The 23,537-nt window shown below is 70.6% G+C and carries 20 protein-coding genes; 5 read left to right on the forward strand and 15 right to left on the reverse strand.

The window, feature by feature from the left end; genetic code table 11:
* Nucleotides 1–157: 157 nt before the first annotated feature.
* The gene (gene eccCa, locus LX83_RS13465; protein WP_253770971.1) at nucleotides 158–4,165 is read right to left on the reverse strand and encodes a type VII secretion protein EccCa; all 4,008 of its coding nucleotides are present in this window, start codon (nucleotides 4,163–4,165) and stop codon (nucleotides 158–160) included.
* A gap of 452 nt (nucleotides 4,166–4,617) precedes the next feature.
* Between eccCa and eccD the strand changes: the two genes are divergently transcribed.
* Together eccD and mycP are read left to right on the forward strand one after the other, a co-directional pair.
* Nucleotides 4,618–6,012 carry a type VII secretion integral membrane protein EccD gene (gene eccD, locus LX83_RS13470; RefSeq protein ID WP_253770972.1) on the forward strand — a complete coding sequence of 465 codons (1,395 nt, stop codon included), beginning with the start codon at nucleotides 4,618–4,620 and terminating at the stop codon, nucleotides 6,010–6,012.
* A 47-nt stretch (nucleotides 6,013–6,059) separates the two neighbouring features.
* Entirely contained in the window at nucleotides 6,060–7,472 is a 1,413-nt protein-coding gene (mycP, locus tag LX83_RS13475) for a type VII secretion-associated serine protease mycosin (protein ID WP_253770973.1), read from the forward strand.
* Between the two features lie 116 nt (nucleotides 7,473–7,588).
* Here mycP and LX83_RS13480 read toward each other — a convergent pair whose 3' ends face one another.
* From LX83_RS13480 to eccB, 3 genes are all read right to left on the reverse strand, one after another.
* Nucleotides 7,589–9,031 carry a WXG100 family type VII secretion target gene (locus tag LX83_RS13480; protein ID WP_253770974.1) on the reverse strand — a complete coding sequence of 481 codons (1,443 nt, stop codon included), beginning with the start codon at nucleotides 9,029–9,031 and terminating at the stop codon, nucleotides 7,589–7,591.
* Between the two features lie 23 nt (nucleotides 9,032–9,054).
* On the reverse strand, nucleotides 9,055–9,438 hold the full coding sequence (locus LX83_RS13485; RefSeq protein ID WP_253770975.1) for a type VII secretion target: 384 nt from the start codon (nucleotides 9,436–9,438) through the stop codon (nucleotides 9,055–9,057).
* A gap of 168 nt (nucleotides 9,439–9,606) precedes the next feature.
* Nucleotides 9,607–11,220, reverse strand: a complete 1,614-nt coding sequence (eccB, locus tag LX83_RS13490) for a type VII secretion protein EccB (RefSeq protein WP_253770976.1) — start codon at nucleotides 11,218–11,220, stop codon at nucleotides 9,607–9,609.
* Nucleotides 11,221–11,503: 283 nt separating this feature from the next.
* On the opposite strand from eccB, the gene eccE reads away from it, so the two are divergent.
* The 3 genes from eccE to LX83_RS13505 all read left to right on the forward strand — a co-directional run bounded on the left by eccE (nucleotide 11,504) and on the right by LX83_RS13505 (nucleotide 15,173).
* Nucleotides 11,504–12,733, forward strand: a complete 1,230-nt coding sequence (gene eccE / locus LX83_RS13495; protein WP_407649546.1) for a type VII secretion protein EccE — start codon at nucleotides 11,504–11,506, stop codon at nucleotides 12,731–12,733.
* Nucleotides 12,730–13,461, forward strand: a complete 732-nt coding sequence (locus LX83_RS13500; RefSeq protein ID WP_253770978.1) for a hypothetical protein — start codon at nucleotides 12,730–12,732, stop codon at nucleotides 13,459–13,461. Before eccE ends, LX83_RS13500 begins: the two co-directional genes overlap by 4 nt.
* 455 nt (nucleotides 13,462–13,916) lie before the next feature.
* Entirely contained in the window at nucleotides 13,917–15,173 is a 1,257-nt protein-coding gene (locus LX83_RS13505; protein WP_253770979.1) for a S8 family peptidase, read from the forward strand.
* Between the two features lie 353 nt (nucleotides 15,174–15,526).
* Here LX83_RS13505 and truA read toward each other — a convergent pair whose 3' ends face one another.
* From truA to secY, 11 genes are all read right to left on the reverse strand, one after another.
* Nucleotides 15,527–16,324, reverse strand: coding sequence for a tRNA pseudouridine(38-40) synthase TruA (truA, locus tag LX83_RS13510; RefSeq protein WP_253770981.1), 798 nt, complete (start codon nucleotides 16,322–16,324; stop codon nucleotides 15,527–15,529).
* A gap of 62 nt (nucleotides 16,325–16,386) precedes the next feature.
* On the reverse strand, nucleotides 16,387–16,968 hold the full coding sequence (rplQ, locus tag LX83_RS13515; RefSeq protein WP_253770994.1) for a 50S ribosomal protein L17: 582 nt from the start codon (nucleotides 16,966–16,968) through the stop codon (nucleotides 16,387–16,389).
* A gap of 93 nt (nucleotides 16,969–17,061) precedes the next feature.
* Complete coding sequence (locus LX83_RS13520) at nucleotides 17,062–18,111, reverse strand: DNA-directed RNA polymerase subunit alpha (RefSeq protein ID WP_253770996.1); 1,050 nt, start codon at nucleotides 18,109–18,111, stop codon at nucleotides 17,062–17,064.
* Nucleotides 18,112–18,300: 189 nt separating this feature from the next.
* Nucleotides 18,301–18,906, reverse strand: coding sequence for a 30S ribosomal protein S4 (gene rpsD / locus LX83_RS13525; RefSeq protein ID WP_253770998.1), 606 nt, complete (start codon nucleotides 18,904–18,906; stop codon nucleotides 18,301–18,303).
* A gap of 23 nt (nucleotides 18,907–18,929) precedes the next feature.
* Complete coding sequence (gene rpsK / locus LX83_RS13530) at nucleotides 18,930–19,337, reverse strand: 30S ribosomal protein S11 (RefSeq protein ID WP_253771000.1); 408 nt, start codon at nucleotides 19,335–19,337, stop codon at nucleotides 18,930–18,932.
* Nucleotides 19,338–19,369: 32 nt separating this feature from the next.
* Entirely contained in the window at nucleotides 19,370–19,750 is a 381-nt protein-coding gene (rpsM, locus tag LX83_RS13535; protein WP_253771002.1) for a 30S ribosomal protein S13, read from the reverse strand.
* Nucleotides 19,751–19,999: 249 nt separating this feature from the next.
* On the reverse strand, nucleotides 20,000–20,113 hold the full coding sequence (rpmJ, locus tag LX83_RS13540; protein ID WP_010148647.1) for a 50S ribosomal protein L36: 114 nt from the start codon (nucleotides 20,111–20,113) through the stop codon (nucleotides 20,000–20,002).
* Between the two features lie 58 nt (nucleotides 20,114–20,171).
* Nucleotides 20,172–20,393, reverse strand: a complete 222-nt coding sequence (infA, locus tag LX83_RS13545; RefSeq protein WP_009948665.1) for a translation initiation factor IF-1 — start codon at nucleotides 20,391–20,393, stop codon at nucleotides 20,172–20,174.
* Between the two features lie 299 nt (nucleotides 20,394–20,692).
* The gene (map, locus tag LX83_RS13550; protein WP_308203964.1) at nucleotides 20,693–21,487 is read right to left on the reverse strand and encodes a type I methionyl aminopeptidase; all 795 of its coding nucleotides are present in this window, start codon (nucleotides 21,485–21,487) and stop codon (nucleotides 20,693–20,695) included.
* 43 nt (nucleotides 21,488–21,530) lie between these two features.
* Complete coding sequence (locus tag LX83_RS13555) at nucleotides 21,531–22,088, reverse strand: adenylate kinase (RefSeq protein WP_253771005.1); 558 nt, start codon at nucleotides 22,086–22,088, stop codon at nucleotides 21,531–21,533.
* Nucleotides 22,088–23,398, reverse strand: a complete 1,311-nt coding sequence (gene secY / locus LX83_RS13560; RefSeq protein WP_253771007.1) for a preprotein translocase subunit SecY — start codon at nucleotides 23,396–23,398, stop codon at nucleotides 22,088–22,090. Before secY ends, LX83_RS13555 begins: the two co-directional genes overlap by 1 nt.
* Nucleotides 23,399–23,537 lie beyond the last annotated feature (139 nt).

Genomic DNA, 23,537 nt, shown 5'->3' on the forward strand with positions numbered 1-23,537 from the left:
GCTCCCCCTCCCCCGGACACGTCTGACAACAGCCCGGCGGGGCGCGTCCGGGCAGCACCATGCTTACCCGAACGCGCCCCGCCGGTCACACCGCCTGGCACCCGGTCCCGCTACCGCACGGTCCCGGCTCCCGTCCGTCGCCCCTGGTCCACGTCGCTCACTCCGCCTGCAGCCACGCGGTGTGGATGAGCTGCTGGCCGGCCTTGCGGCTGATCAGCGTGCCCCGGCCGGGCGGCTGGGCGCTGGGCTTGACGTTGCCAAGCAGCACACCCTCGTCCTTGCTGCCGCTCATGATCAGACCCGGGGCGGCGATCTCCCGCATCTTGCCCAGGATCGGGTCGTACATGGCCCGGGACGCGCCACCCATCCGGCGGGCGGTGATCACGTGCAGACCCACGTCCTTGGCCTGCGGCAGGAACTCGGCCAGCGGCTGCAGCGGGTTGGCCCCCTGCGGCGCCACCAGGTCGTAGTCGTCGACCACGATGAACAGCTCCGGGCCCTTCCACCAGGACCGGTTGCGCAGCTGCTCCTGGGTGACGTCCGGGCCGGGCAGCCGGCCCGCCATGGACGACCGCACGTCCTTGATCATGTCGCCCAGCTGGGCGGAGGACACCGCGTAGCTGAGCAGGTGGTCGGTCTCGATGTAGCCGAGCATGGTGCGGCGGTAGTCCACCAGCATGATCAGCGCCTCGCTGGAGGTGTACCGCTGCATGATGCCCCGGATGATCACCCGCAGCAGGTTGGTCTTGCCGGACTCGCCGTCGGCGAAGGCCATGAAGTGCGGCTCGGCGTCGAAGTCCAGGTAGACCGGGGCCAGCTCGTCCTCGTTGACGCCGATCGGCACCAGCCTGGTGCCCTGCGGGTACTGCTGCGCCGACGCGGCGACCAGCTGGTCGAACGGCAGCAGCTCGGGCAGCAGCCGCACCGGCGGGGCCACCGGGCCGCGCCAGGCGCCGGTCACCTTGTGGATCAGGTCCTGCACGCCGGCGGCCACGTTGGACGCGTCCGAGGACGCGTCGATGCGCGGCAGCGCGGTGAGGAAGTGCAGCTTCTCCTTGGTCAGCCCGCGGCCGGGCCGGCCCTGCGGCACGTTCACCGCGACCTTGCGGTCGATGTCGGACTCGCTGGGGTCACCCAGCCGCAGCTCGAACCGGGTGCCCAGCAGGTCCTTGACCGCCGGCCGGATCTCCGCCCACCGGTTGGCCGCGATGATCACGTGCACGCCGTAGGCCAGACCCTGCGCCGCCAGGTTCACCACCTGCGGCTCCAGCGCCTCGAACTCCTGCCGGAAGTTCATCCAGCCGTCCACGATGAGGAACACGTCCCCGAACGGGTCGTCCTTGATCTCCCCGCGCCGCTTGCGGTTGCGGAACTCGACCATGGAGTCGATGCCGTGCTGGCGGAACCGGCCCTCGCGCTCGCTGATCAGCGTGGTCAGCTCGGCCACCATCCGGCGCGCCTTGTCCGGGTCGAGCCGGCCGGCGAAGCCACCCACGTGCGGCAGCGCCTCGAACGGCGCGAGCGTGCCACCACCCAGGTCCAGGCAGTAGAACTGCACCTCGGTCGGGGTGTGGGTGAGCGCCATGGACGCCACGATGGTCCGCAGCAGCATGGACTTGCCGGACTGCGGGCCGCCCACCACGGCGCCGTGGCCCATCGCACCGGAGAAGTCGGCCCACAGCAGGTCGCGCCGCTGCTCGAAGGGCCGGTCCACCACGCCGAGCGGCACCTGCAGCTTGCCGTTGCCGAAGAACCCGGCCGGGGAGATGCCCCGGTCCTCGGTGGGCGCCAGCGGCGGCAGCAGCGTGTCCAGTGAGGGCGGCTCGTCCAGCGGCGGCAGCCACACCTCGTGCGCTGGCGGGCCCTGGCCGACCAGCCGGCCGACGATGACCTCCAGCACGCTGGGCTCGTTGCTCTCCTCCTTGGGCTTCTCCTTGGGCTGCTCGACCGGCTTCTCCGGCTCCTTGGGGATCTCGATGTAGTCGGGCACGAACAGCCGGGGCCGCTTGTCGCCGCGCACCGGCGCGGCCGGGCCGGCCACCTGCATGCCGGCCGGCCGGTAGGGGCCGGACACGTACAGGGCCTTGAACCGCACCATCGAGCTGGTGTCGAACTTCAGGTAGCCCGAACCGGGGATGGGCGGCAGCTCGTAGGCGTCGGGCACACCGATGGCCGCGCGGGACTCGGCCGCGGAGAAGGTCTTCAGACCGATCCGGTAGGACAGGAAGGTGTCCAGACCGCGCAGCTTGCCCTCTTCCAGTCGCTGCGAGGCGAGCAGCATGTGGATCTGCAGCGACCGGCCGACCCGACCGATCTGCAGGAAGATGTCGATGAAGTCCGGCTTGGCCGTGAGCATCTCGGAGAACTCGTCGATGCAGATGAACAGCGCCGGCAGCGGGTCCAGGTCGGCCCCGTTCTCCCTGGCCTTCTCGTAGTCCCAGACGTTCTTGTAGTTGCCCTTGGCCAGCACCTCCTGGCGGCGGGCCACCTCACCGGCGATGGCGTCCTTCATCCGGTCGACCAGGGTCAGGTCACCGGCCAGGTTGGTGATGGTGGCGGCCACGTGCGGGGCCTTGTCCAGCCCCAGGAACGTCGCACCACCCTTGAAGTCCACCAGGATCATGTTCAGCGTGGCCGAGGAGTGCGTGGCCAGCATGCCCAGCACCAGGGTGCGCAGGAACTCCGACTTACCGGAACCGGTCGCGCCGATGCACAGGCCGTGCGGGCCCATGCCCTCCATGGCCGCTTCCTTGATGTCCAGCACCACGGGCTGGCCCTGCTCGCCGATGCCGAACGGCACGCTGTAGCGGTCCCGGATCGGCCGGGGCCGCCAGGCCTGCTGGATGTCGAAGGTCATCGGGTCGCCGGGGATGCCGAGCCACTCCAGCAGCGGCGGGTTGGAGCCGGGGCCCAGCGCGTTCTGGTCCTCGCCGCCCACGTCCTGGGTGCTGCCGATCCGGTACGGCGAGATCTTGCGGGCCAGCGCCTCGACCTCGACCAGGCTCAGCGAGTCGGGCTTGCCGAACCACTCGATGCCGCTGGCGCTGCGCGCGCCCAGCTTGTCGCCCTCCACGACCAGGCGCAGCCCGCGCCGCGCGGTCAGGTTGCCCAGCGAGTCGGACAGGTCGAACAGGGTGACGCCGACCAGGCCCTCTTCGAGCAGGATCTGCTCTTCCCTGGTCACGTCGCCGTCGTCGATGACGATCAGGATGTGCGGCTGGTCGGTCAGCGGCGGCGCGTTGCGGGTGAACCGCTGCCGGTTCTGCAGCTCCTCGGCCAGCATCTGCTCGATCTCGGCGAGCGAGCCGGCCATCATCCGCATCTGGCCGATGCCGTCGACCAGGGTGGGGTGCTGCACGTGCGGCAGCCACTTGGCCCACTCCCACTCGGCCTTGGTGCGGCCGGCCGTGACCACGGCGATCAGCAGGTCGTCCGGGCTGTGGAAGGTGGCCATCTGGGCGATCATCGCCCTGGCCAGGCCGCGCGTCTGCGCCTTGTCGTCGCCGAGCAGGCCGACCGCGGCGAACCCGCGCAGCGCCACGGACAGCGGCAGGTCGGGCACGAGCGAGTGGGCCCGCACGAACCGGCGCAGCGCCAGCGTGGCGATGGGCTCCAGCTCCTCGACCGGACCGGTCTGCGGCGGCACCAGCCGGGTGGTCAGCCGCTGCGAGCCGGTGCCGACCCGGATGTGGCAGAAGTCCGGGTCGGACTGCCTGCGCTCCCACATCCGCCTGGTGGTGGCCACCGACCAGAGGATCTGCGGCTCGGGGTGCACCCACTCGCGCTCGGCGCGCTGCTCGTTGGCCGCCTCCCGGGCGCGGTCCCGCATCTGACCGAGGTACCGCAGGTAGTCCTTGCGGTCCTCGTTCATCTCGGCCTTCTTCTGGCCCTTGCCGCTGCCCATCCCGCCACCGACCATCATGCCGATGGTGGAGATCATCATCATGCCGGGCATGACCATGGCGGCGGGGCTGCGGCCGCCGCTGTAGAACATCACGACCATCATTCCGGCGGACGCGACGATCATCGCCACCGGCATGATCTTCATCAGGATGTTGCCTGGGATGACCCTGGGCACCTCGGGTGGCGGTTCGAGGTGGACCTCTCCGCCCGGCGGGCGAGGGGCAGCAAGGCGCGGCAATCGCTTGAACTGCAGCGTGCTCACCGAACAGGCACCTCTTCAACTCGACTGGACAACCGTGTACCGGACGGAGCCGGGGAACACCCGAAGCCCGGGCTGACCCACGTTCCGACGACCAGATTCGGCGGCCCATCCTGCACCCCGACGACGACGTGCCGACTGACGGGCGGGAAAACCCGATCGACGTGTTCGCCGGAATCGGCAGTGCTGCCGCACCCGGTGCGGCCATACTAGGGGCGCTCGCCAGCCGAGCGGGCCGGTTCGGGCAAGACCGTGGCCATTACTTCGCGGCTCAGCGCCTGGGCCGCGGCCGGCTCACCCGTGGCACCGGCCACGGATGCGGTGGTCTTCCCGCCGGCCGACTGGTCGCGCGACCCGGCCGCGCAATAGGGTCGGCTCGCGCTCGGCCGGGCGGGCCGACAGTCGAAAACCGCACAACGAAGCGATCACGATCGATCATGACTTAGGGGGCGCTGGTGGCGACCGGTACGACGGTGTTCAGCCGGGTGACGGTGGTGGCGCCGCGAACGCGCATCGACGTCGCACTGCCTGCCGACGTCGCAGTGGCCGACCTGCTGCCGATGCTGCTGGAGATGGCCAGGGAGGCCACTCCGGACGGTGGCGTGCGGCACGGCGGGTGGTGTCTGGCCAAGTTGGGCGACGCCCCGCTCGACCCCGGCCGGACGCTGGCCTCGCTCGGTGTTGTCGACGGCGACCTGCTGCAACTGCGCCGCCGCTCGGAGAACCCACCGCCACCGCTGTACGACGACGTGGTGGACGCGATCGCCGAGTCCACTCCGGACAGCTTCCGGCCGTGGACCAAGGAGACGGCCCGGCGGATCGGCCACATCGCCGGGGGCATCGCCCTGGTCACCGCGGCCATCGCGGTGCTGCTGGGCGGCCCGCTCGGCGGCGGCAGCGGCCTGGCCGCGGCGATCGCCGCCGGGGTGACCGCGGTGGCGGCCGTGGCCGGCGGCGCGGTGATCACCAGGGCGTACGGCGCCAGGGACACCGGGGTGCTGGTGGCCGCGGCCGGTGGCCTGCCGATGGCGTTCGTCAGCGGCCTCTACATCGTTCCCGGCGCGGTCGGCGACGCCAACATCCTGCTGGCCAGCACCCTGGTGCTGATCGTGGCCGCCGCGTCGATCCTGCTGATCGGCGAGGGCGTGACCACGTTCGTGGCCGCCGCGACCGGCGCGGTCCTCAGTGGACTGGCGTTCCTGGTCGGCACGCTGCTGGAGACCCCGCTGCCCGGCCTGGCCGCCGGCACCGCGGCGGTGGCGCTGGCCGGCATCTCGGTGCTGCCCAGGATCACCCTGCAGCTGGCCAGGCTGCCGCTGCCCACCGTGCCCGGCAGCGCCGAGGACCTCAAGGAGGACACCGGCTTCCCCGAGTACGCGGTGATCGAGCGGCGCACCGGCCTTGCCCACGAGTACATGACCGGCATGATCACCGGCGCGGGCGTGATCGCCGCGCTGGGCGCGATCATCGCCGCCACGGACGCCACCCTGTTCGGGCCGATCTTCGCGGTGGTCGTGGCGCTGGTGCTGCTGCTGCGCGGCCGCAGCTACGCCAACGGCAGCCAGGCGATCGCCCTGCTGGCCACGGGCATGCTCGCCGCCGGCGGCGTGCTGATCGGCTGGATCGTGCAGGCGGTGGCGTTCGACCGGCTGCTGTACGTGTTCGGCACGCTGGTGCTGGCCGGGGCCGCCGCGCTGGTGCTCGGGGTGATCTTCCCGAACCAGAAGTTCTCGCCGGTGCTGCGCCGGACCGTGGACGTGCTGGAGGCCATCCTGATCGCGGCGGTGCTGCCGCTCGCGCTGGCCGTGCTGGACCTGTACTCGGCCATGCGCGGGGTCATCCCGGTGTGACGGGCTCCGGCGTCGGAATGTTCGGGCGAGGATTAAGGACACCGAGAATGCGCGTTGCTGGCAAGGCCGGGCGGGCCGTGGTGGCCGCGGCGACCGCCCTGCTGCTGACCGCCCCGACCGTCCCGGCCTGGGCCGAGCCGACCACGATCGGTCCAGCGCCCGAGCCGAACGCGAGCCAGCGGCCGCCGAGCGCCCAGCCGTCGGCGATCGGCGGTCCGTTCAGGAACACCGAGGGCTGCATCGCCTCCGCGACCACGGAGAACCTGCCCAAGGAGCCGTGGGGCCAGCAGCAGCTGCAGATCGAGGAGGCCCAGCGGTTCGCCACCGGCAAGGGCCAGAAGGTCGCGGTGATCGACACCGGGGTGAACCAGCACCCGCTGTTCAAGAACCCGATCACCGACCTGGGTGACTACATCGAGGGCAAGAGCGCGGTCGACAGCGACTGCGACGGCCACGGCACCGAGGTGGCCGGCATCATCGCCGCCCAGGCCGACCCGACCGGCGCGAACGGGTTCATGGGGGTGGCTCCGGACGTCCAGCTCATGGCCATCCGCCAGGGCAGTTCCAAGTTCCAGAACGAGGCCACCAAGGCGCCGCCGGGCAACCTGGACACGCTGGCCAGGGCCGTGGTGTGGGCGGCGGACCACGACGCCGACGTGATCAACATGTCGGTGACCGCGTGCCAGCCCCCGGACAAGACCGGTGGCGAGAGCGACAAGGCCCTGCGGGCCGCGATCCGCTACGCGGTGGACGTCAAGGACGTCGTGGTGGTCACCTCGGCGGGCAACACCAGCGACCAGGCGCAGGCCAACGACACCAACTGCGTGCAGAACGACAACCCCGACCCGAACGTGGTGACCAAGGTGGCGGTGCCACCGTGGTTCTCCGACGACGTGCTCGCGGTGGCCGCCATGGCCAAGGACGGCACGCCGGCGAACTTCACCGTGTGGGGGCCGTGGGTGAACATCGCCGCGCCCGGCACGGAGATCGTCTCGGTCAACCCGGCCCCGGGGTCGACCGGCCTGGCCAACGCCAACATCGAGGGGAGCCAGCAGCGGCCCATCGAGGGCACCAGCTTCGCCTCGCCGTACGTGGCCGGGGTGGCCGCACTGGTCCGGGAGCGCTTCCCCGAGCTGAACGCGCGCCAGGTGATGGAGCGGCTGAAGGCCACCGCCAAGCACCCGGGCAACCCCGAGGGCCGGGACAAGAAGGTCGGCTACGGCATGGTCAACCCGATCGCCGCGCTGACCGCGGTGCTCCCGGCCGAGCAGTCCAGCTTCCAGTCGGCCGACCCCAAGCCGATCCTCAACCCGGCGGTGCCGCCGCCGGCCAAGGACTGGACGCCGATGATCGTGGCGCTGGGCGGTACCGGCGCCGGCGTGACCCTGCTGCTGTTGACCCTGTTCATCGTGCACACGGTCAACCGCACCCGGAACCGCAGGGCCAGAGCCAACACCTGAGCCGACGCGACAGTGGCCGGGGTGATCACCACGATCACCCCGGCCACTTCTGTCTCACCCGGTCAGCCGGCGGGTTTACCCGCTGGTTGCCAGCGGTCCGCTGGCGGCTGAGCCGGTCAGTCCTCGTCCTCGCCGAGCACGGGCGGAGCGGTGGCCTCGGGCTCGCCGAAGATCTCCTCGGGGTCGACGGTGAGCCGCTGGCGGGCCTTGTGCTCCTCCTCGCCCTGCTGGCCGCCGGCCATGCCGCCCATCATCGGCATCATGCCGCCGCCCATCATCCCGCCGGCGCCGGGTTTGGCCGCCGCGGCGGCAGCGGCCGCCGCGGACCGCCCGCCCGCCTTCTCCTCCACCGGACGCGGCTCCTGCGGTGTGGTCGCCGAGTACGAGCCGGGCTGCAGCGGCTGCTCCGGCTGCGGGCCGGGCGCGGCCAGCGAGCCGGTGCCGACCGAGCCGCCGCCGATGCCGGCGCCGCCGATGCCCGCCGTGCCCGCTGAACTCGTGCCGCTCGCCCCGGTCGCGGCCGGTTTCTCCGGTTCCTGCTCCTTGAGCGGTTCGGCCGGGGTGGCGTCCGGGTCGGTGAACGTCCAGTTCTGGTCGGGAAACCGGTGTTCCATGCCGGTGTCGGCGAACAGCTGCTCGCCCTGCACCCCGTCGCACAGCCGGACGAACGCCTCCAGCACGTCCCGGACGGCCTCGAACAGCTCCTTGGTCGGCCGGTTCATCTCGTCCAGGTACTGCCGGGCGCGCTCCTCGCCGAGCAGCGGCAGCATCACCGCCTCGGACAGCAGCTCGGCGGCCTCGGCGAGCACCTGGGCGAGGTCGCGCACCAGCTGGCTGAGTCCGCTGGCGGTCTGGTCCAGTGCGTCGGCCATCGCCGTCATGGCGTCGGACATGTCCTGCCCGGCCAGCCCGACCTGGCGCATGTGCTCCAGGAACGAGTCGGCGTCCGCGCCCTGCCAGGCGGCGTCCAGACCGCCGAGCGGCTGGGTGAGCTGTGCGGTCACGGCCTCGGCCGCCTGACCGGCCCGGCGCCAGCGCTCGGCCTCGTCGTGCATGTCGCTCCAGCTGCCGACCACCGGGGCGAAGTACTCCTCCACCGGGTCGGACACGCCGAGTTCCCGGGTCAGCTGGGTCAGGTAGTCGAGGTGCCCGGCCACGTCCCTGGCCACGTCACCGCTGTCCAGCCGGGCGATGAGCGGCTCGGCCACCGCGGGCCGCACCGCCGCCGATCCAGCCACGAGGGACTGCCCGGCAGGCGGCCCACCGTCCACAGCGGACCCGCCGACCAGTGGCTCGCCCACCGGTGGCCGCCCGGTCAGCGGCTCCTCGCCCAGCCGCTGGTCGACCAGGGACCTGTCGTCGGGAAACGGCCGGCCGTCGAACCGCTGCCCGGCCAGGGACTCGTTGCCGATCACCGCCTGGCCGAGCACGGACTGACCGACCACCGGCTGACCGACCACCGGCTGGTCGAGCACCGAGTCGGCACCCACCGAGTCAGCACCGAACAACCGGTCGGCCACGGACCGGGGAGTCTGATCGGGGTTGGCCTGGGATCTCATGACGCCCTCCTACCTCGCCCTGATCAGCGGTGGTCAGACTTGGCGATGACAGCGGCGCTGTCCTGGTCGTGGCCCTGGTAATGGGTGACCACGTCACGCAGACCGGTGGCCGCCGCGGCCAGCACCTCGCTGGCCCGGTCGAGCTGCTCGCGCAGCACCTGCGCGGCTCGCTGGTAGGCGGCGCCGGACTGGATGGACCGGCCCAGCTCGCCGAAGCTGTCCGCGGTCAGCGGTGTCTCGTTGAGCGCGCCACGGGCGCTGTTGAGTTCCTCGGCCGCGTCGTCGACCCGGTCGGCGTAGTCCAGCAGCCAGTCCGGGTCGATCTCGACCCGGCCGGTGGAGGTGCGGGGCGCCGCCGTCGCCGGCCGGACCGGCTGGCCGCGCAGGACACCGCTCGTCCCGCTCATCGGCGAGTTCACCACTCGTCCTCCTCACGCCAACCGCTGTGTCCGGTCTGACGGTGGCCGCCCCCACATGGTTCCGGACGAACTACCCGAAAACCAGCGACGCCGCCCAGCGGATGCCCACTGGGCGGCGCGCGCCGCTGGTCGCTCCGACCGCTGGTTGCCCGACCGCTAGTTGCCCTGACCGCCCGGCTGGACGCTCGGGTAGGTGCCGTTGAGGTCGGCCGAGGACACGCCGTCGTAGCTCATCTGCGCGTCGTTGCGGTTGAGCTGCGCGCCCGAGGGCAGCAGCCGCACGATCGACTCGGGCGCCGGCACGTAGTCCTTGCCCAGGCCGAGTGCGGTGGCCGTGGTCGGGTCCGGGACGCCGTACTTCACGCCCCGCTCGGAGATCAGCTGGATCGGGCCGGTCTTGAAGTCCTCGGGCGAGGCCGCGCTGCGCACCACACCGCTCTTGCCCGGCGGCATGTAGAACTCGTCGACCACCTCGCCGGTGGCGCCGGTCTGGTTGAGCTTGACCGTGGTCTGCCCGGTCGGCACCGGAACCCGGCTGCCGTAGGTGACCGAGGTCTTCTCGGTGCTCTCGTCGCTGGCCGTCCAGGACAGGCAGGTCACCGGGTGCTGCGCGGCCTCCAGGATCTCCGGCACCATGTCCGGGAAGTCCCGCACGTCGACCTGCTTGTCGCTGGGCGCGGTCGGCGCCTGGTTGAACTCCTCGACGTTGACCTTCTTGAAGTCGTTCTCGTCGTTGGAGAACTTGATCAGGTCGGCGACCGCCCTGGTGACCTCCTGCAGGCCGTCCTTCAGCACGAGGTGGTAGCTGGCCGTGCCGGCCCGGCTGACCTCGACCACGTCCCCGACCTTGATGCCGGAGCCGGACAGGTAGCTGGCGGCGCTGCCCTTGCCGGCCACGTCCGGCGCGCTGATCTTCTTGCCCTCGGGGATCGCGCTGAGCAGGCCCGCGGTGACCGCCCTGGGCGTCTTGCCGCTGAGCTTGAACGCGGCGGCCACGCCCGCGTCGGTCAGGTCGATCTCGGCCCGCAGCGCCGAGGCGTTGGTCTGGTTGGCGTTCTTGGGGCGCTTGTAGACCAGGTAGGTCTTGTTGGTCGGGGCCTTGACCAGCAGCGCGGTGTTGTCGGCCAGTTCCTGCCCGGCGGTGCCGCCGGCCAGGCCGGCCAGCACGGTGGTGGTCACGCCGCCAACGCTGGTCGGGTCCCTGCGGTCCCGGTCCAGGGTGACGTTGTCACACACCATCCAGTCCGAGCCGATCCGCTGTTCCGGCTTCTCCGGCAGGGACTGCGGCGCGTCGATGATGCCGGTGAGCCGGTCCTTGCTGACCGTGCCCAACGCGGCCTCGTCAACGACCGTGGCCTGGGCGGCCTGGTCGCTGACCGGCGCACCCGCCGCGGCCTCGCTGCCGGCCGCGCCCTGCGCCGCGCCCCGGTCCGGGTTCTGCTGCGCCAGCAGGTACAGCCGGGCGGACGCCAGGTTGGTCATGGGGATCAGACGCTTGGGGTCCTGGCGCATCACGTACACCGCGCCCGTCTGCTTGCTGATCACGATGCCCGAGTCGGGGAGTTTCGGCGCGGGCGAGAAGAGCCCCCACACGACGAACCCCAGCAAGCCAAGGCAGGCGAGGATCACGCCGACACCTGTGGCACGCGAGTGAGTGCGCATCGGATCGTGCAGCATCACAGCGTCGCGTCGAACCAGTGCGGACTGCATGCGACGCAGGACGAAGCGATATGCCTGGACCTGTGACTTGGTGGTAGGTGTTGATGCCATTCTCGGCCTGCTGCTCTCCCAGTCGCGGTACGGTTCGGCAGGATAGCCGCACAAGGGGGGCTCCCGGGGCTGGTTCCGCAAGACCCGTTCCACCCCTCTTCCACGCAGCATCCTCCACGCCCACCCGAGGAGCACCAACCACCGAGGGGAAGAGACCGAACAGATGGCCGTGACCACACCACCTCCGGCGCCGCCAAGGCCGGGCCCGCCGGGTGGCGCTCCCGTGGGGCCGCCGGGGAGGCCGGTCGGTGGCCCACCACAGCAGGCACCGCGGCGGGTCAGTGTGAACGCCCGCCGCAGAACGATCGGCGCGAGCCTGGGCGCGCTTCCGGTCGCGAACCTGGTCGTCATCGAGGTTGGCCTCGCCATCGCCCTGGTGCTGCTGGCGACCAGCCCGTCGATGCGCTACGTCGGCGCCGGCGTCCTGGTCGTGGCGCTGATCCTGGCGTTCACGCGGTCCCGGGGCCGCTGGCTGACCCAGTGGATCGCGCTGACCACCCAGTACACCTTCCGCTCGCACGGCAGGGTGGCCGACCGCAGCGAGCCCACCGAGGTCAAGCCGCCGTCGGAGGAGGAGTCCTCGGTCATCGGGCCGGACGACTCCCGGGTCGCGCTGCTCCGCCTGGTCGTGCCCGACCTGGTGGTGGCCCAGACCATGGACCACGAGCGGCGCCCGGTCGGCCTGGCCTGGCACGAGGGCAGCTGGACCGCGGTGCTGCTGGTCGACCCGGCGCCCCCGCTGATCACCCCGGTGGGCAGCGCGCCGAACCTGCCGCTGGGCGCGCTCGCCCCCTGTCTTGAGGACCGGGGCGTGGTGCTGGACGCCATCCAGGTCATCTGGCACTGCTACCCGGGCAGCGCCGCGCTGCCGCCGTCGGCGCCGGCGCTGGCCTCGTACATGGAGGTGCTCGGCCCGCTGCCGGCCGCGGCCCGGCGCACCACGTGGATCGCGGTGCGGCTGGACCCGAAGCGCTGCCCCGCGGCCATCCGCGAGCGCGGCGGCGGCGTCGTCGGCGCGCACCGGGCGATGATCGGCGCGCTGTCGCGCATCCGCAACGCCCTGGACACCCGGGGCGTGCCGATCCGCCCGCTGGACCCGGACGAGCTGCTGCGGGCCGGGATCTCCGCGGCCGAGCTGACCTCGGTGGCCGGCCGCAACACCCGGGTCAGCCTGCGGGAGCGGTGGAGCGGGGTCACCGCCGGCGGTGTCGGCCACGCCAGCTACGCGATCACCGGCTGGCCGCACAAGGGCATGACCAACAACCTGAACGCGCTCACCGGGGTGCGGGCGCTGTCCTCCACCCTGGCCATGTCCATCTCCCCGGGCGCGGAGGAGGGCCAGGTCGGGCTGCGCAGCATGGTCCGGGTGAGCGCGCGCACGCCCAGTGAGCTGGAGCGGGCTGACACGCGGCTGCTCGCGCTCGGCAACGAGCTGGGCATCACGCTCACGCCGCTGCGCGGCCTGCAGCTGTCCGGGCTGGCCGCGACGATGCCGTTCGGGGGTGCGGTGTGAGCGCCACCAGTCGGCTGGCCGACAACCAGGGCAAGGCCGCGGGCATCGCGCCGGAGTTCCTGATCTCGCCCGAGGTGCTGGACTCGATCAGCCCCTCGGGTGATCGGGGCGGCATGGTGCTGGGCTCGGGCATGCAGGGTGAGCCGCTGACCATCTCGGTGCTGCGGCCGGCGCCCACCAGGGTCGCGGTGATCGGCGGGCTGTACCTGGCCCGCCAGGTGGCGCTGCGGGCCATGGCCACCGGCGCGTGGATCGTGATCGGCACCGGTCGGCCGGCGGCCTGGCAGATGATCGCCAGGGCCGCGGGCGAGGGACCGGACGGGCGCCCCTCACCGCTGGTGCAGCTGCGTCGGCTGAGCCCGGTGGAGCTGCCCCGGCCGTCCGAGGACGGGCCGCTGCTGGTGGTGCACGACGGTGGGCACGTGCCGCAGGAGCTGTTCCCGCCGCGCTCGCCCTGGCAGACCACCATGTACGTGCTGCCCTACCTGCACCCGCAGGCCGGCGGCCTGGTCAACACGGCCGACCTGGTGCTGCTGCAGCGGCTGCCGATCGGCCAGGCCCAGTTGGCCGGCCGGATCTGGCGGCTGCCGCCGCCCATGGTCCAGCAGCTGACCACGCTGAAGGACGACCAGGTGATCGCGCTGGGCCGCAACCTGTGGCGGCCGCTGCGGTTGATCACCACCCCGGGCGAGCAGCAGATCCTGGGCCCGGTCCGGCGGGGTGACTGACCGCCGGCCACCGAGGTGGTCGAACCGGGTGGTCATCCCTGAATCAGCCGGTCACCGATCCGCCGGGTACACCTGACCCGAATTCCCGGATCGGGACGCCGGATTCACCCGGGGCCCGTAAGTACCGCTTACGGGCCCCGGTCTTTTTCGGTCTTTTTCCCTCATCACCTGGTGGCCGACAACGACCGTGTCCACCCGACCGGCGGCGCGTCGACTACGCCTGGTAGCCGTATTCATGCCGCTGAACAGGCGCTTCCAGCCCTGCCGAAGAAAACTGTGGACAAGCAACCAGGTGATTCCGTTACCGTTTCTTGCCCTTCCGCTGTTCTGGCATAACTCTGGAAGGCAGTTCGCGCGAACCCCGTATTTCTCCTGGCGCTGGCAGCGGAACACCCCCGGCGGATCCCCTCGGGGCTCGGCTGTCCTGCGCGCCCCTGCACTGAGGAGATTCCGCGATGGGAGAAGTTCGTGCCCCCCGGTCCGCTGGCTGGCCCCGACGAACGACCTGGCTCGGTCTGACCGCGGCAGCGGCCGCCTGCGTACTCACCAGCACGGTGGCCACACCGGTGTCCGCGGCGGCCGAGGGCGACGTCCTCGGCACCGGCACCATCACCGCGATTCCAGGCAGTTACCTGGTCGTGTTGAAGAACGACGACGGCCTGCTCAGCGGCGGCACCCCGCTCGACCAGGCCGTGAGCCTGCTCGCCGAGTCACTGGGTGACCAGTACGGCGCCCAGGTCAGGCGCACGTACCACTCGGCGCTGACAGGTTTCTCGGCCTGGACGTCGGACACGGCCGCGCGGCGACTGGCCGCCGACCCCCGGGTGAAGTTCGTGGCGCAGAACCAGATGCTGACCGTCCAGGACGTGGGCTCGTGGGGCCTTGACCGGGTCGACCAGCGGACGCTGCCGTTGGACGCCGCCTACGTGCCGGCGAACAGCGGTGCCGGGGTCAACGCCTACGTCATCGACACCGGCATCCGGGTCGACCACCAGAGCTTCGGTGGCCGGGCGGTCAGCGAGTACGACGCGGTGGACAACGACACGAACGCCGACGACTGCCACGGCCACGGCACGCACGTGGCCGGCACGATCGGCGGCAACGAGTGGGGTGTGGCGCGCTCGGTGCGGCTGCACGCCGTGCGCGTGCTCGACTGCGACGGCTCGGGCACCACCGAGGAGGTGGTCGACGGCATCGACTGGGTCACCGAGCACGCCCAGCTGCCCGCGGTGGCCAACCTGAGCCTGGGCGGCGGCGCCGACCCGGCGCTGGACGAGGCGGTCCGCGGGTCGATCAACGCGGGCGTGGTCTACTCGGTGGCGGCCGGCAACGGCGACATCTTCGGTTTCCCGCAGAACGCGTGCGCTGCCTCACCGGCCCGGGTGACCGAGGCGATCACGGTCAGCGCGACCAACCGGTCGGACATGCGGGCGATGTGGGCGAACTACGGCCCGTGCGTGGACGTGTTCGCGCCGGGCGTGGACATCACCTCGGCGTGGATCGACAGCGACACCGACTCGACCACGCTCAGCGGCACGTCCATGGCGGCACCGCACGCGACCGGAGCAGCCGCGATCTACCTGTCGGAGCACCCAACGGCCACCCCGGCCGAGGTGTCCGCCGAACTGGCCGCGGCGGCCACGCCCAACGTGGTCGGCAACGCCGGTCTCGGCAGCCTCAACCGACTGCTCTACGTGGGCCCTCAGGCCTGATCAGCACGACACCGCGGCAGCCGTGGTGGGCACGCCGCGCTGGCGTGCCCACCGTGCCGTCCGCACGCCCCGCACCCCCCGCGCCAGCCCACACATCCCCCGGCAAAGCCCCGCCAAGCCAGCCCCCGCCCTCCCTGGGGGGCGACCCCTTGGCCAGCCTACCCAGCCCCCACCTGCGGAAACAGTCCTGCGGCGTCGCCTGTGGACAACCCCTGTGCCTGTGGACAACTGTCGCCACGATCGGGTGAATCTGGCTCCACCGACGCGACCCGCTGGGACAATCCTGCGCCGCAGGGCGAACGCCACACCGGTCGCCCCAGCACGCCGTCGGGCCACCCAGACGGGTGATCAGCTCACCGGGACAGCGTCCGCACGTTCCGGGTGATCGCCGCCCGGTCGGCCAACTCGTCCACCCCCGGGTAGTCGACCCGCACCAGGGTCAACCCGTGCGCCGGAGCCACGGTGATCGTGCTGGTCCGCTCCGTCGCGCTGAGCAGCGACGCCGGCCACTCCACCGGCTTGCGCCCCTCGCCCACCGCCAGCAGCGCGCCCACCAGGCTGCGCACCATCGAGTGGCAGAACGCGTCCGCGGACACGTGCGCCACCAGCACCCCGTCCGCGCCCCGCACCCAGTCCAGCCGCTGCAGCTCCCGGATGGTGGTGGCACCGTCGCGCCGCCGGCAGAACCCGACGAAGTCGTGCTCGCCGAGCAGCAGCGCGGACGCCTGGTTCATCGCGGTCTCGTCCAGCGCGGCGGGCCAGGCCAGGGTGTCCAGCCGGCGCAGCGGGTGCGCGCCGAACGCCGCGTCGGTCACCCGGTACTCGTAGTGCCGGCACAGGGCCGAGAAGCGCGCGTCGAACTCACCGGGCACCCGCTCAACACCGAACACCCGCACATCCGCTGGCAGCACCCGGGCCAGCCGCCGGACCAGCGTGGCCGGCGGGTGCTCGGCCAGCACCCGCTCGGGCAGGTCGGTGTGCGCCACCTGGCCGGTGGCGTGCACCCCGGCGTCAGTCCGACCGGCGACGGTCAGCCGCACGTCCTCCCGCAGGACCAGCGACAGCGTGTCCTCCAGCACCCCGCACACCGTGCGGCGGCTGGGCTGTCGGGCCCACCCGGAGAAGTCCGTGCCGTCGTAGCCGATGTCCAACCGAACGCGGACGAGCCCGCCGTCCCGGTGCGGGACGGCGGGCTCGCCAACAGCACGAGTTGTCAGGACTCGTCCTTCTTGTCCTCGGCCTTCTCGGCCAGGTCGGCCTCGACGGTCTCCACCGAACCCTCGGCCTGCTCCTGAGCGGAAGCGGCCTCGGTGGTCTTCGGCGCCTCGGCGTCGGTGTCCTCGGCAGCGGCCTCAGCAGCCTGCGCCGGGGCCTCGGCCTTCTTCTCGTCCTTGGCGAAGCGGGTCTTGCGCGCCGCCTCGGCCTCGGCCGTCACGGTCTTCTCCGTGATCAGCTCGATGACGGCCATCGGAGCGTTGTCGCCCTTGCGCGGCAGCGTCTTGATGATCCGCGTGTACCCGCCGTTGCGGTCCACGAAGAACGGGCCGATCTCGGCCAGCAGCTTGTGCACGACGTCCTTGTCGCGGATCACCTTCATGATCTCGCGACGGTTGTGCAGGTCGCCGCGCTTGGCCTTGCTGATCAGCCGCTCAGCGTAGGGACGCAGCCGCTTGGCCTTGGCCTGGGTCGTGGTGATCCGACCGTGCTCGAACAGCGCGGTGGCCAGGTTGGCCAGCATGAGCCGCTCGTGGGCCGGCGAGCCCCCGAGACGGGGTCCCTTGGTAGGGGTGGGCATCGATTGCTCCTCTTGCGATTCTCAGCTCCGGCCCGTCTCCAACGTCCACTGCGGACGTCCGGTGTGGACGTCCACAGTGAACCGCGGAGAACCTCAGAGCTGCTCAGTCTCTGCGTAGTCCTGGCCGTCGTCGTGGTTGTCCGCAACGCTCTCGGACCAGCCCTCGGCCGGGTAGTCCGACGCCGCAGCCGACGGGTCGAATCCGGGCGGGCTGTCCTTCAGCGCCAGGCCGAGGCCGACGAGCTTCATCTTGACCTCGTCGATCGACTTGGCGCCGAAGTTGCGGATGTCCAGCAGGTCGGCCTCGCTGCGCGAGACGAGCTCGCCGACCGTGTGGATGCCCTCCCGCTTGAGGCAGTTGTAGGAGCGCACGGTGAGGTCGAGGTCCTCGATCGGCATGGCGAAGGCGGCGATGGTGTCCGCCTCGGCCGGCGAAGGCCCGATCTCGATGCCCTCCGCGTCCACGTTCAGCTCGCGGGCCAGGCCGAACAGCTCAACCAGCGTCTTGCCGGCCGACGCGACCGCGTCCCTGGGCGTGATCGACGGCTTGGTCTCCACGTCCAGGATCAGCTTGTCGAAGTCGGTCCGCTGCTCGACACGGGTGGCCTCGACCTTGTAGGTCACCTTCAGCACCGGCGAGTAGATCGAGTCGACCGGGATCCGGCCGATCTCGGCGCCGGCCTGCTTGTTCTGCACGGCGGGGACGTAGCCGCGGCCGCGCTCGACGACCAGCTCGATCTCCAGCTTGCCCTTGCCGTTCAGCGTGGCGATGTGCAGATCCGGGTTGTGCACGGTGACGCCGGCCGGCGGCACGATGTCACCCGCGGTGACCGCACCCGGCCCCTGCTTGCGCAGGTACATGGTCACCGGCTCGTCCTCCTCGGAGCTGACCACCAGCTCCTTGAGGTTCAGGATGATGTCGGTGACGTCTTCCTTCACCCCGGGGACGGTGGTGAACTCGTGCAGCACGCCGTCGATGCGGATGCTGGTCACGGCCGCACCCGGGATCGAGGACAGCAGCGTGCGCCGCAGCGAGTTGCCGAGGGTGTAGCCGAAGCCCGGCTCCAACGGCTCGATCACGAACCGCGAGCGGGTCTCGTTGACGGACTCCTCGACGAGCGAGGGTCGCTGTGAGATAAGCACTGTCTTTCTTTCCTTTCCTGCCGGCGCCCGCCATATGACGCCGAAAGGGTGGCGAGCCCGGCGCCGTCCACCGGTGGAACGCGACCGTCCCGGGTGGACTCGTCCGGGCACTGCGGCGACACACCCTGCGTGCCACCACGCTGAACCGGTGACCGGGGCGGCCACCAGCGGTGGCCGCCCCGGTGCGGGTCACTTCGAGTAGAACTCGACGATCAGCTGCTCCTGGACGGGCGTGTCGATCTGCGCCCGCTCCGGGAGCTGGTGCACGAGCACCCGCAGCGTCGACGGCACGACCTGCAGCCAGGCCGGCACCGGACGGTCGCCGAAGGTCTCCTTGGCGACCACGAACGGCAGCGTCGGCAGCGACTTCGGCCGCACGTCGATGATGTCGAACTTGGACACCTGGTAGCTGGGGATGTTCACCTTCTGGCCGTTGACCAGGAAGTGGCCGTGGCTGACCAGCTGGCGGGCCTGCCGCCGGGTGCGGGCCAGGCCGGCGCGGTACACCACGTTGTCCAGCCGGGCCTCCAGCAGCTGGAGCAGGTTCTCGCCGGTCTTGCCCTGACGACGAACAGCCTCGTCGTAGTAGCGGCGGAACTGCTTCTCCAGGACGCCGTAGGTGAAGCGGGCCTTCTGCTTCTCCTGCAGCTGCAGCAGGTACTCGCTCTCCTTGACCCGGCCGCGGCCGTGCTGGCCGGGCGGGTAGGGGCGACGCTCGAACGCCTGGTCACCGCCGACGAGGTCGACCTTGAGCCGGCGCGACTTGCGCGTAACAGGGCCGGTGTAACGAGCCATCTGTGCTTACTCCTCCCCGTGCCTCAGACCCGGCGCCGCTTGGGCGGGCGGCAGCCGTTGTGGGGCTGCGGGGTCACGTCCTGGATGGTGCCGACCTCGAGGCCGGCGGCCTGCAGCGAGCGGATCGCGGTCTCCCGGCCGGAACCGGGGCCCTTCACGAACACGTCAACACGACGCATGCCGTGCTCGGCGGCCTTGCGGGCGGCGTTCTCAGCGGCCATCTGCGCGGCGAACGGCGTGGACTTGCGCGAGCCCTTGAAGCCCACGTGCCCGGCGGAGGCCCAGCTGATCACGTTGCCGGTCGGGTCCGTGATGGACACGATCGTGTTGTTGAACGTGCTCTTGATGTGCGCGTGACCGTGCGAGACGTTCTTCTTCTCCTTGCGCCGGACCTTCTTGACCCCGGCGCCAGCACGACTCTTGGGTGGCATGTCTTCAGTGATCTCCTAGCTAGCGCGAGGTCTTACTTCCGCCCGGCCTTCTTCTTGCCGGCGACCGTCTTCTTCGGGCCCTTGCGGGTGCGCGCGTTGGTCTTGGTCCGCTGGCCACGCACCGGCAGGTTGCGGCGGTGCCGCAGACCCTCGTAGCAGCCGATCTCGACCTTGCGGCGGATGTCGGCCTGCACCTCGCGGCGGAGGTCACCCTCGACCTTGAAGTTGTTCTCGATGTAGTCGCGCAGCTTGACGAGGTCGTCGTCGCTGAGATCCCTGACGCGCAGGTCCGGGCTGATGCCCGTCGCGGTCAGCAGCTCCTTGGAGCGGGTACGGCCGATGCCGTAGATGTAGGTCAGCGCGATCTCCATCCGCTTTTCGCGGGGGAGGTCAACGCCAGCGAGTCGTGCCATAGTGGCGGTTGCTCCTCACTGTCTGTCTCCAGGTCTTCTCCTCGCCCATCCCGGGACCGACTCGCTTGTCGCCGTTCCTGGCGCTCTCGCGCCAGGACGTCCCGGCCCCGGCCTGGAGCCCGGGGGTGAACCGAGCGGCACGCATCGCATGTCCCTCGGCAGGTACGAAGAGGCTTCTGGTTGTGGTCATCGTGAACCGCGACAAGCGCGGTGACACTGCGACCATCCCCGCGCGGATGGCGGGGATGGTCAGCCCTGGCGCTGCTTGTGGCGCAGGTTCTCGCAGATCACCATGACCCGGCCGTGACGCCGGATCACCTTGCACTTGTCGCAGATCTTCTTGACGCTCGGCTGGACCTTCACGGTCGTGCTCTCCTGCTCGGCCGCGTGCCCGGTGACACTGTCCCGGACACCGTGGAGGTCACTTGTAGCGGTAGACGATGCGGCCGCGGGACAGGTCGTAGGGCGACAGCTCCACGACAACCCGGTCCTCTGGCAGGATGCGGATGTAGTGCTGTCGCATCTTGCCGCTGATGTGCGCCAGGACCTTGTGACCGTTCTCCAGCTCGACGCGGAACATCGCGTTGGGTAGCGGCTCGATCACACGGCCTTCGACTTCAATGGCCCCGTCCTTCTTGCCCATGTCCTCCGCGTTTCGTGACGGTGTTGGTTCTCCTGCACCGGGCGCCTGATCTGCGGGCGCTCGGCCGGGCACACGCCACCTCGACTCCGAGGGCCCACCAACACGGGAACGCGGCAGTTCAGCAGCACAGCGTGTCGCTCCTGCTACCACGGGCACGACGGAACCGGCGTGACGAGTACGCCGATGTGACAGTCTACGTGCTGCTGTGCTATTGCCCAAATCCGGGGGTGCCCCACGCCCACTCGCAGCGGATCCGGGGCCCGCGGGCCCCGGATGAGCCGGTGGATCGCGGACTCAGCTCAGTCCTCGTCCAGGGCGGTGAGGATCCACGGCCCGTCCTCGGTCACCGCGACGCTGTGCTCCCAGTGCGCGGCGCGCGAGCCGTCCTCGGTGATGACCGTCCAGCCGTCGTCCAGCTCCACGGTCTGGTCGCCGCCCAGCGTCAGCATGGGCTCCACGGCCAGGGCCATGCCCGCCTTCAGCTTGGGCCCCTTGCCCGGCTTGCCGTAATTGGGCAGGAACGGCTCCATGTGCATCTGGGTGCCGATGCCGTGCCCGCCGTAGTCGGCCACGATGCCGTAGTCGATGCCGTTGGCCTCGCCGGCCGCCACGGCCGCGGACTCCACCGCGAACGAGATGTCGGTCAGCCGACCGCCCACCCGAATCGCCTCGATGCCGGCGAACATGGCCTTGCGGCACGCCTCGGACAGGGCCGCGTCGGCCGGGCTGATCTGCCCGACGCCGATGGTGACGGCCGAGTCGCCGTGCCAGCCGTCCAGGATGGCCCCGCAGTCCACGGACAGCAGGTCACCCTCGGCGAGCACCTGGGAACGCGCGGGGATGCCGTGCACGACCTGCTCGTTGACCGAGGCGCAGATGCTGGCCGGGAAGCCGTGGTAGCCCTTGAACGAGGGGATGGCCCCGGAGTCCCGGATGTTCTGCTCGGCCAGCTCGTCCAGCTCGGCGGTGCTCACCCCGGGCTTGGCGTGCTCGGTCACCAGCGCCAGGGTGCGGGCCACCACCAGGCCGGCGGCCCGCATGGCCTCCAGCTCGCCACGGCTCTTGATCTCGATCTTGCGATTGCTTGCCAACACGTCTCTCAGTCGTTCGACCAGGCCACGGCCTGTCGGGGACACGTCACGAAACGCCGCGGTCGCGCAGGGCGGTCAGCGCGCGCTCGGTGACCTCCTCCACGTCACCGACGGCGTCGATGGTGAGCAGGATGTCCCGGTAGTAGTCCAGCAACGGTGCGGTCTCCGAGCGGTAGATCTGCTGCCGCCGCCGGATGACCTCCTCGGTGTCGTCGGTGCGGCCCCTGGCCAGCAGCCGTTCGACCACCACGTCCTCGTCCACGGCGAACTCCAGGACGGCGTCCAGCGCCTGCCCCTTCTCGGCGAGGATCTTGCCCAGCACGTCGGCCTGGGCCACGTTGCGCGGGAACCCGTCGAGCAGGCAACCAGGCTCGGCGTCGGGCTCGCGGAGCCGCTGGCGGACCATCTCGTTGGTCACCGCGTCCGGCACCAGCTCGCCCGCGTCCAGGTAGCGCTGTGCTTCCTTGCCCAGGTCAGTCTGCTGCGCCACGTTCGCCCGGAACAGGTCGCCGGTCGAGATGTGCGGGATGCTGAGCTTCGTGCTCAACACGGCCGCCTGGGTACCCTTGCCCGCTCCTGGCGGGCCAATGAGGACGAGTCGCACTACCGGAGGAACCCTTCGTAATTGCGCTGCATCAGCTGGCTCTCGATCTGCTTCACCGTGTCAAGGCCGACACCGACCATGATCAGCACCGCGGTGCCGCCGAACGGGAAGTTCTGGTTCTGCCCCTGACCGGTGATGTCCAGGAACAGATTCGGCAGGATCGCGATGATGCCGAGGTAGATCGAGCCCGGAAGGGTGATCCGACCCAGGACGAAGCGCAGGTACTCGGCGGTGGGGCGACCGGGGCGGATGCCCGGGATGAACCCGCCGAACTTCTTCATCTCGTCAGCACGCTCGTCCGGGTTGAACGTGATGCTCACGTAGAAGTACGTGAAGAAGATGATGAGCAGGAAGTACAGCGAGATGTGCACCCAGCTCGACTGGCTCACCAGGTACTGCGCCACCCACTGCTGCCACCCCGAGGGCTCGGAGGTGGTGCTGGTGGTCAGCCGGGAGATCAGGTCGGGCAGGTAGAGCAGCGAGGACGCGAAGATGACCGGGATGACGCCGGCCTGGTTCACCTTCAGCGGCAGGTAGGTCGAGGTGCCGCCGTACATGCGGCGACCGATCATGCGCTTGGCGTACTGCACCGGCACGCGGCGCTGGCCCTGCTCCACGAAGACGACGCTGCAGATGATGGCCAGGCCGAACACGCAGACCACGAAGAAGACCAGGCCGCCCTGACTGTTCAGGATGTTGCCGCCCTCGGCCGGGATGCGGGCCGCGATGCCGGTGAAGATCAGCAGCGACATGCCGTTGCCGATGCCGCGCTCGGTGATCAGCTCGCCCAGCCACATGATGACCGAGGTGCCCGCGGTCATCGTGATCACGACGACGATCAGGTTGAACACGCTCTGGTCCGGGATCACCGGGTCGGTGCAGCCGGCGAACAGCTGTCCGCGCACGGCCAGCGCCACGATGCCGGTGGCCTGGAGGATGGCCAGGGCGATGGTCAGGTAGCGGGTGTACTGGGTCAGCTTGGCCTGACCCGACTGCCCCTCCTTGCGCAGCTGCTCGAACCGGGGAATCACCACGGTGAGCAGCTGGATGATGATGCTGGAGGTGATGTAGGGCATGATGCCCAGCGCGAAGACCGACAGCTGGAGCAGCGCGCCACCGCTGAACAGGTTGATCAGCGAGTAAATACCCTGCTGGTCAACCTGGTCGTAGCACTTCTGCACGTTCACGTAGGACACGCCCGGCGAAGGCAGCGTGGTACCGAAGCGGTACAGCACCAGGATGCCGAGTGTGAACAGGATCTTGCGACGCAGGTCCGGCGTCGCAAGAGCCGAGCGGAAGGCGCCGAGCACGCGAGACCTCCTGAGCGTCGCCGACCCCACGGAGGCCGGCGTCCTGCGGGTACCGGACTGGAACCGGCACTGGCCTTACCACCGACGTTTGCCGGTGGCTCTGTTGGTTCTTCGGGTGGGTGCCCGAAACGTACCCGGC

The sequence above is a fragment of the Goodfellowiella coeruleoviolacea genome (assembly GCF_024171785.1).
In the GTDB taxonomy this organism is placed as follows: domain Bacteria; phylum Actinomycetota; class Actinomycetes; order Mycobacteriales; family Pseudonocardiaceae; genus Goodfellowiella; species Goodfellowiella coeruleoviolacea.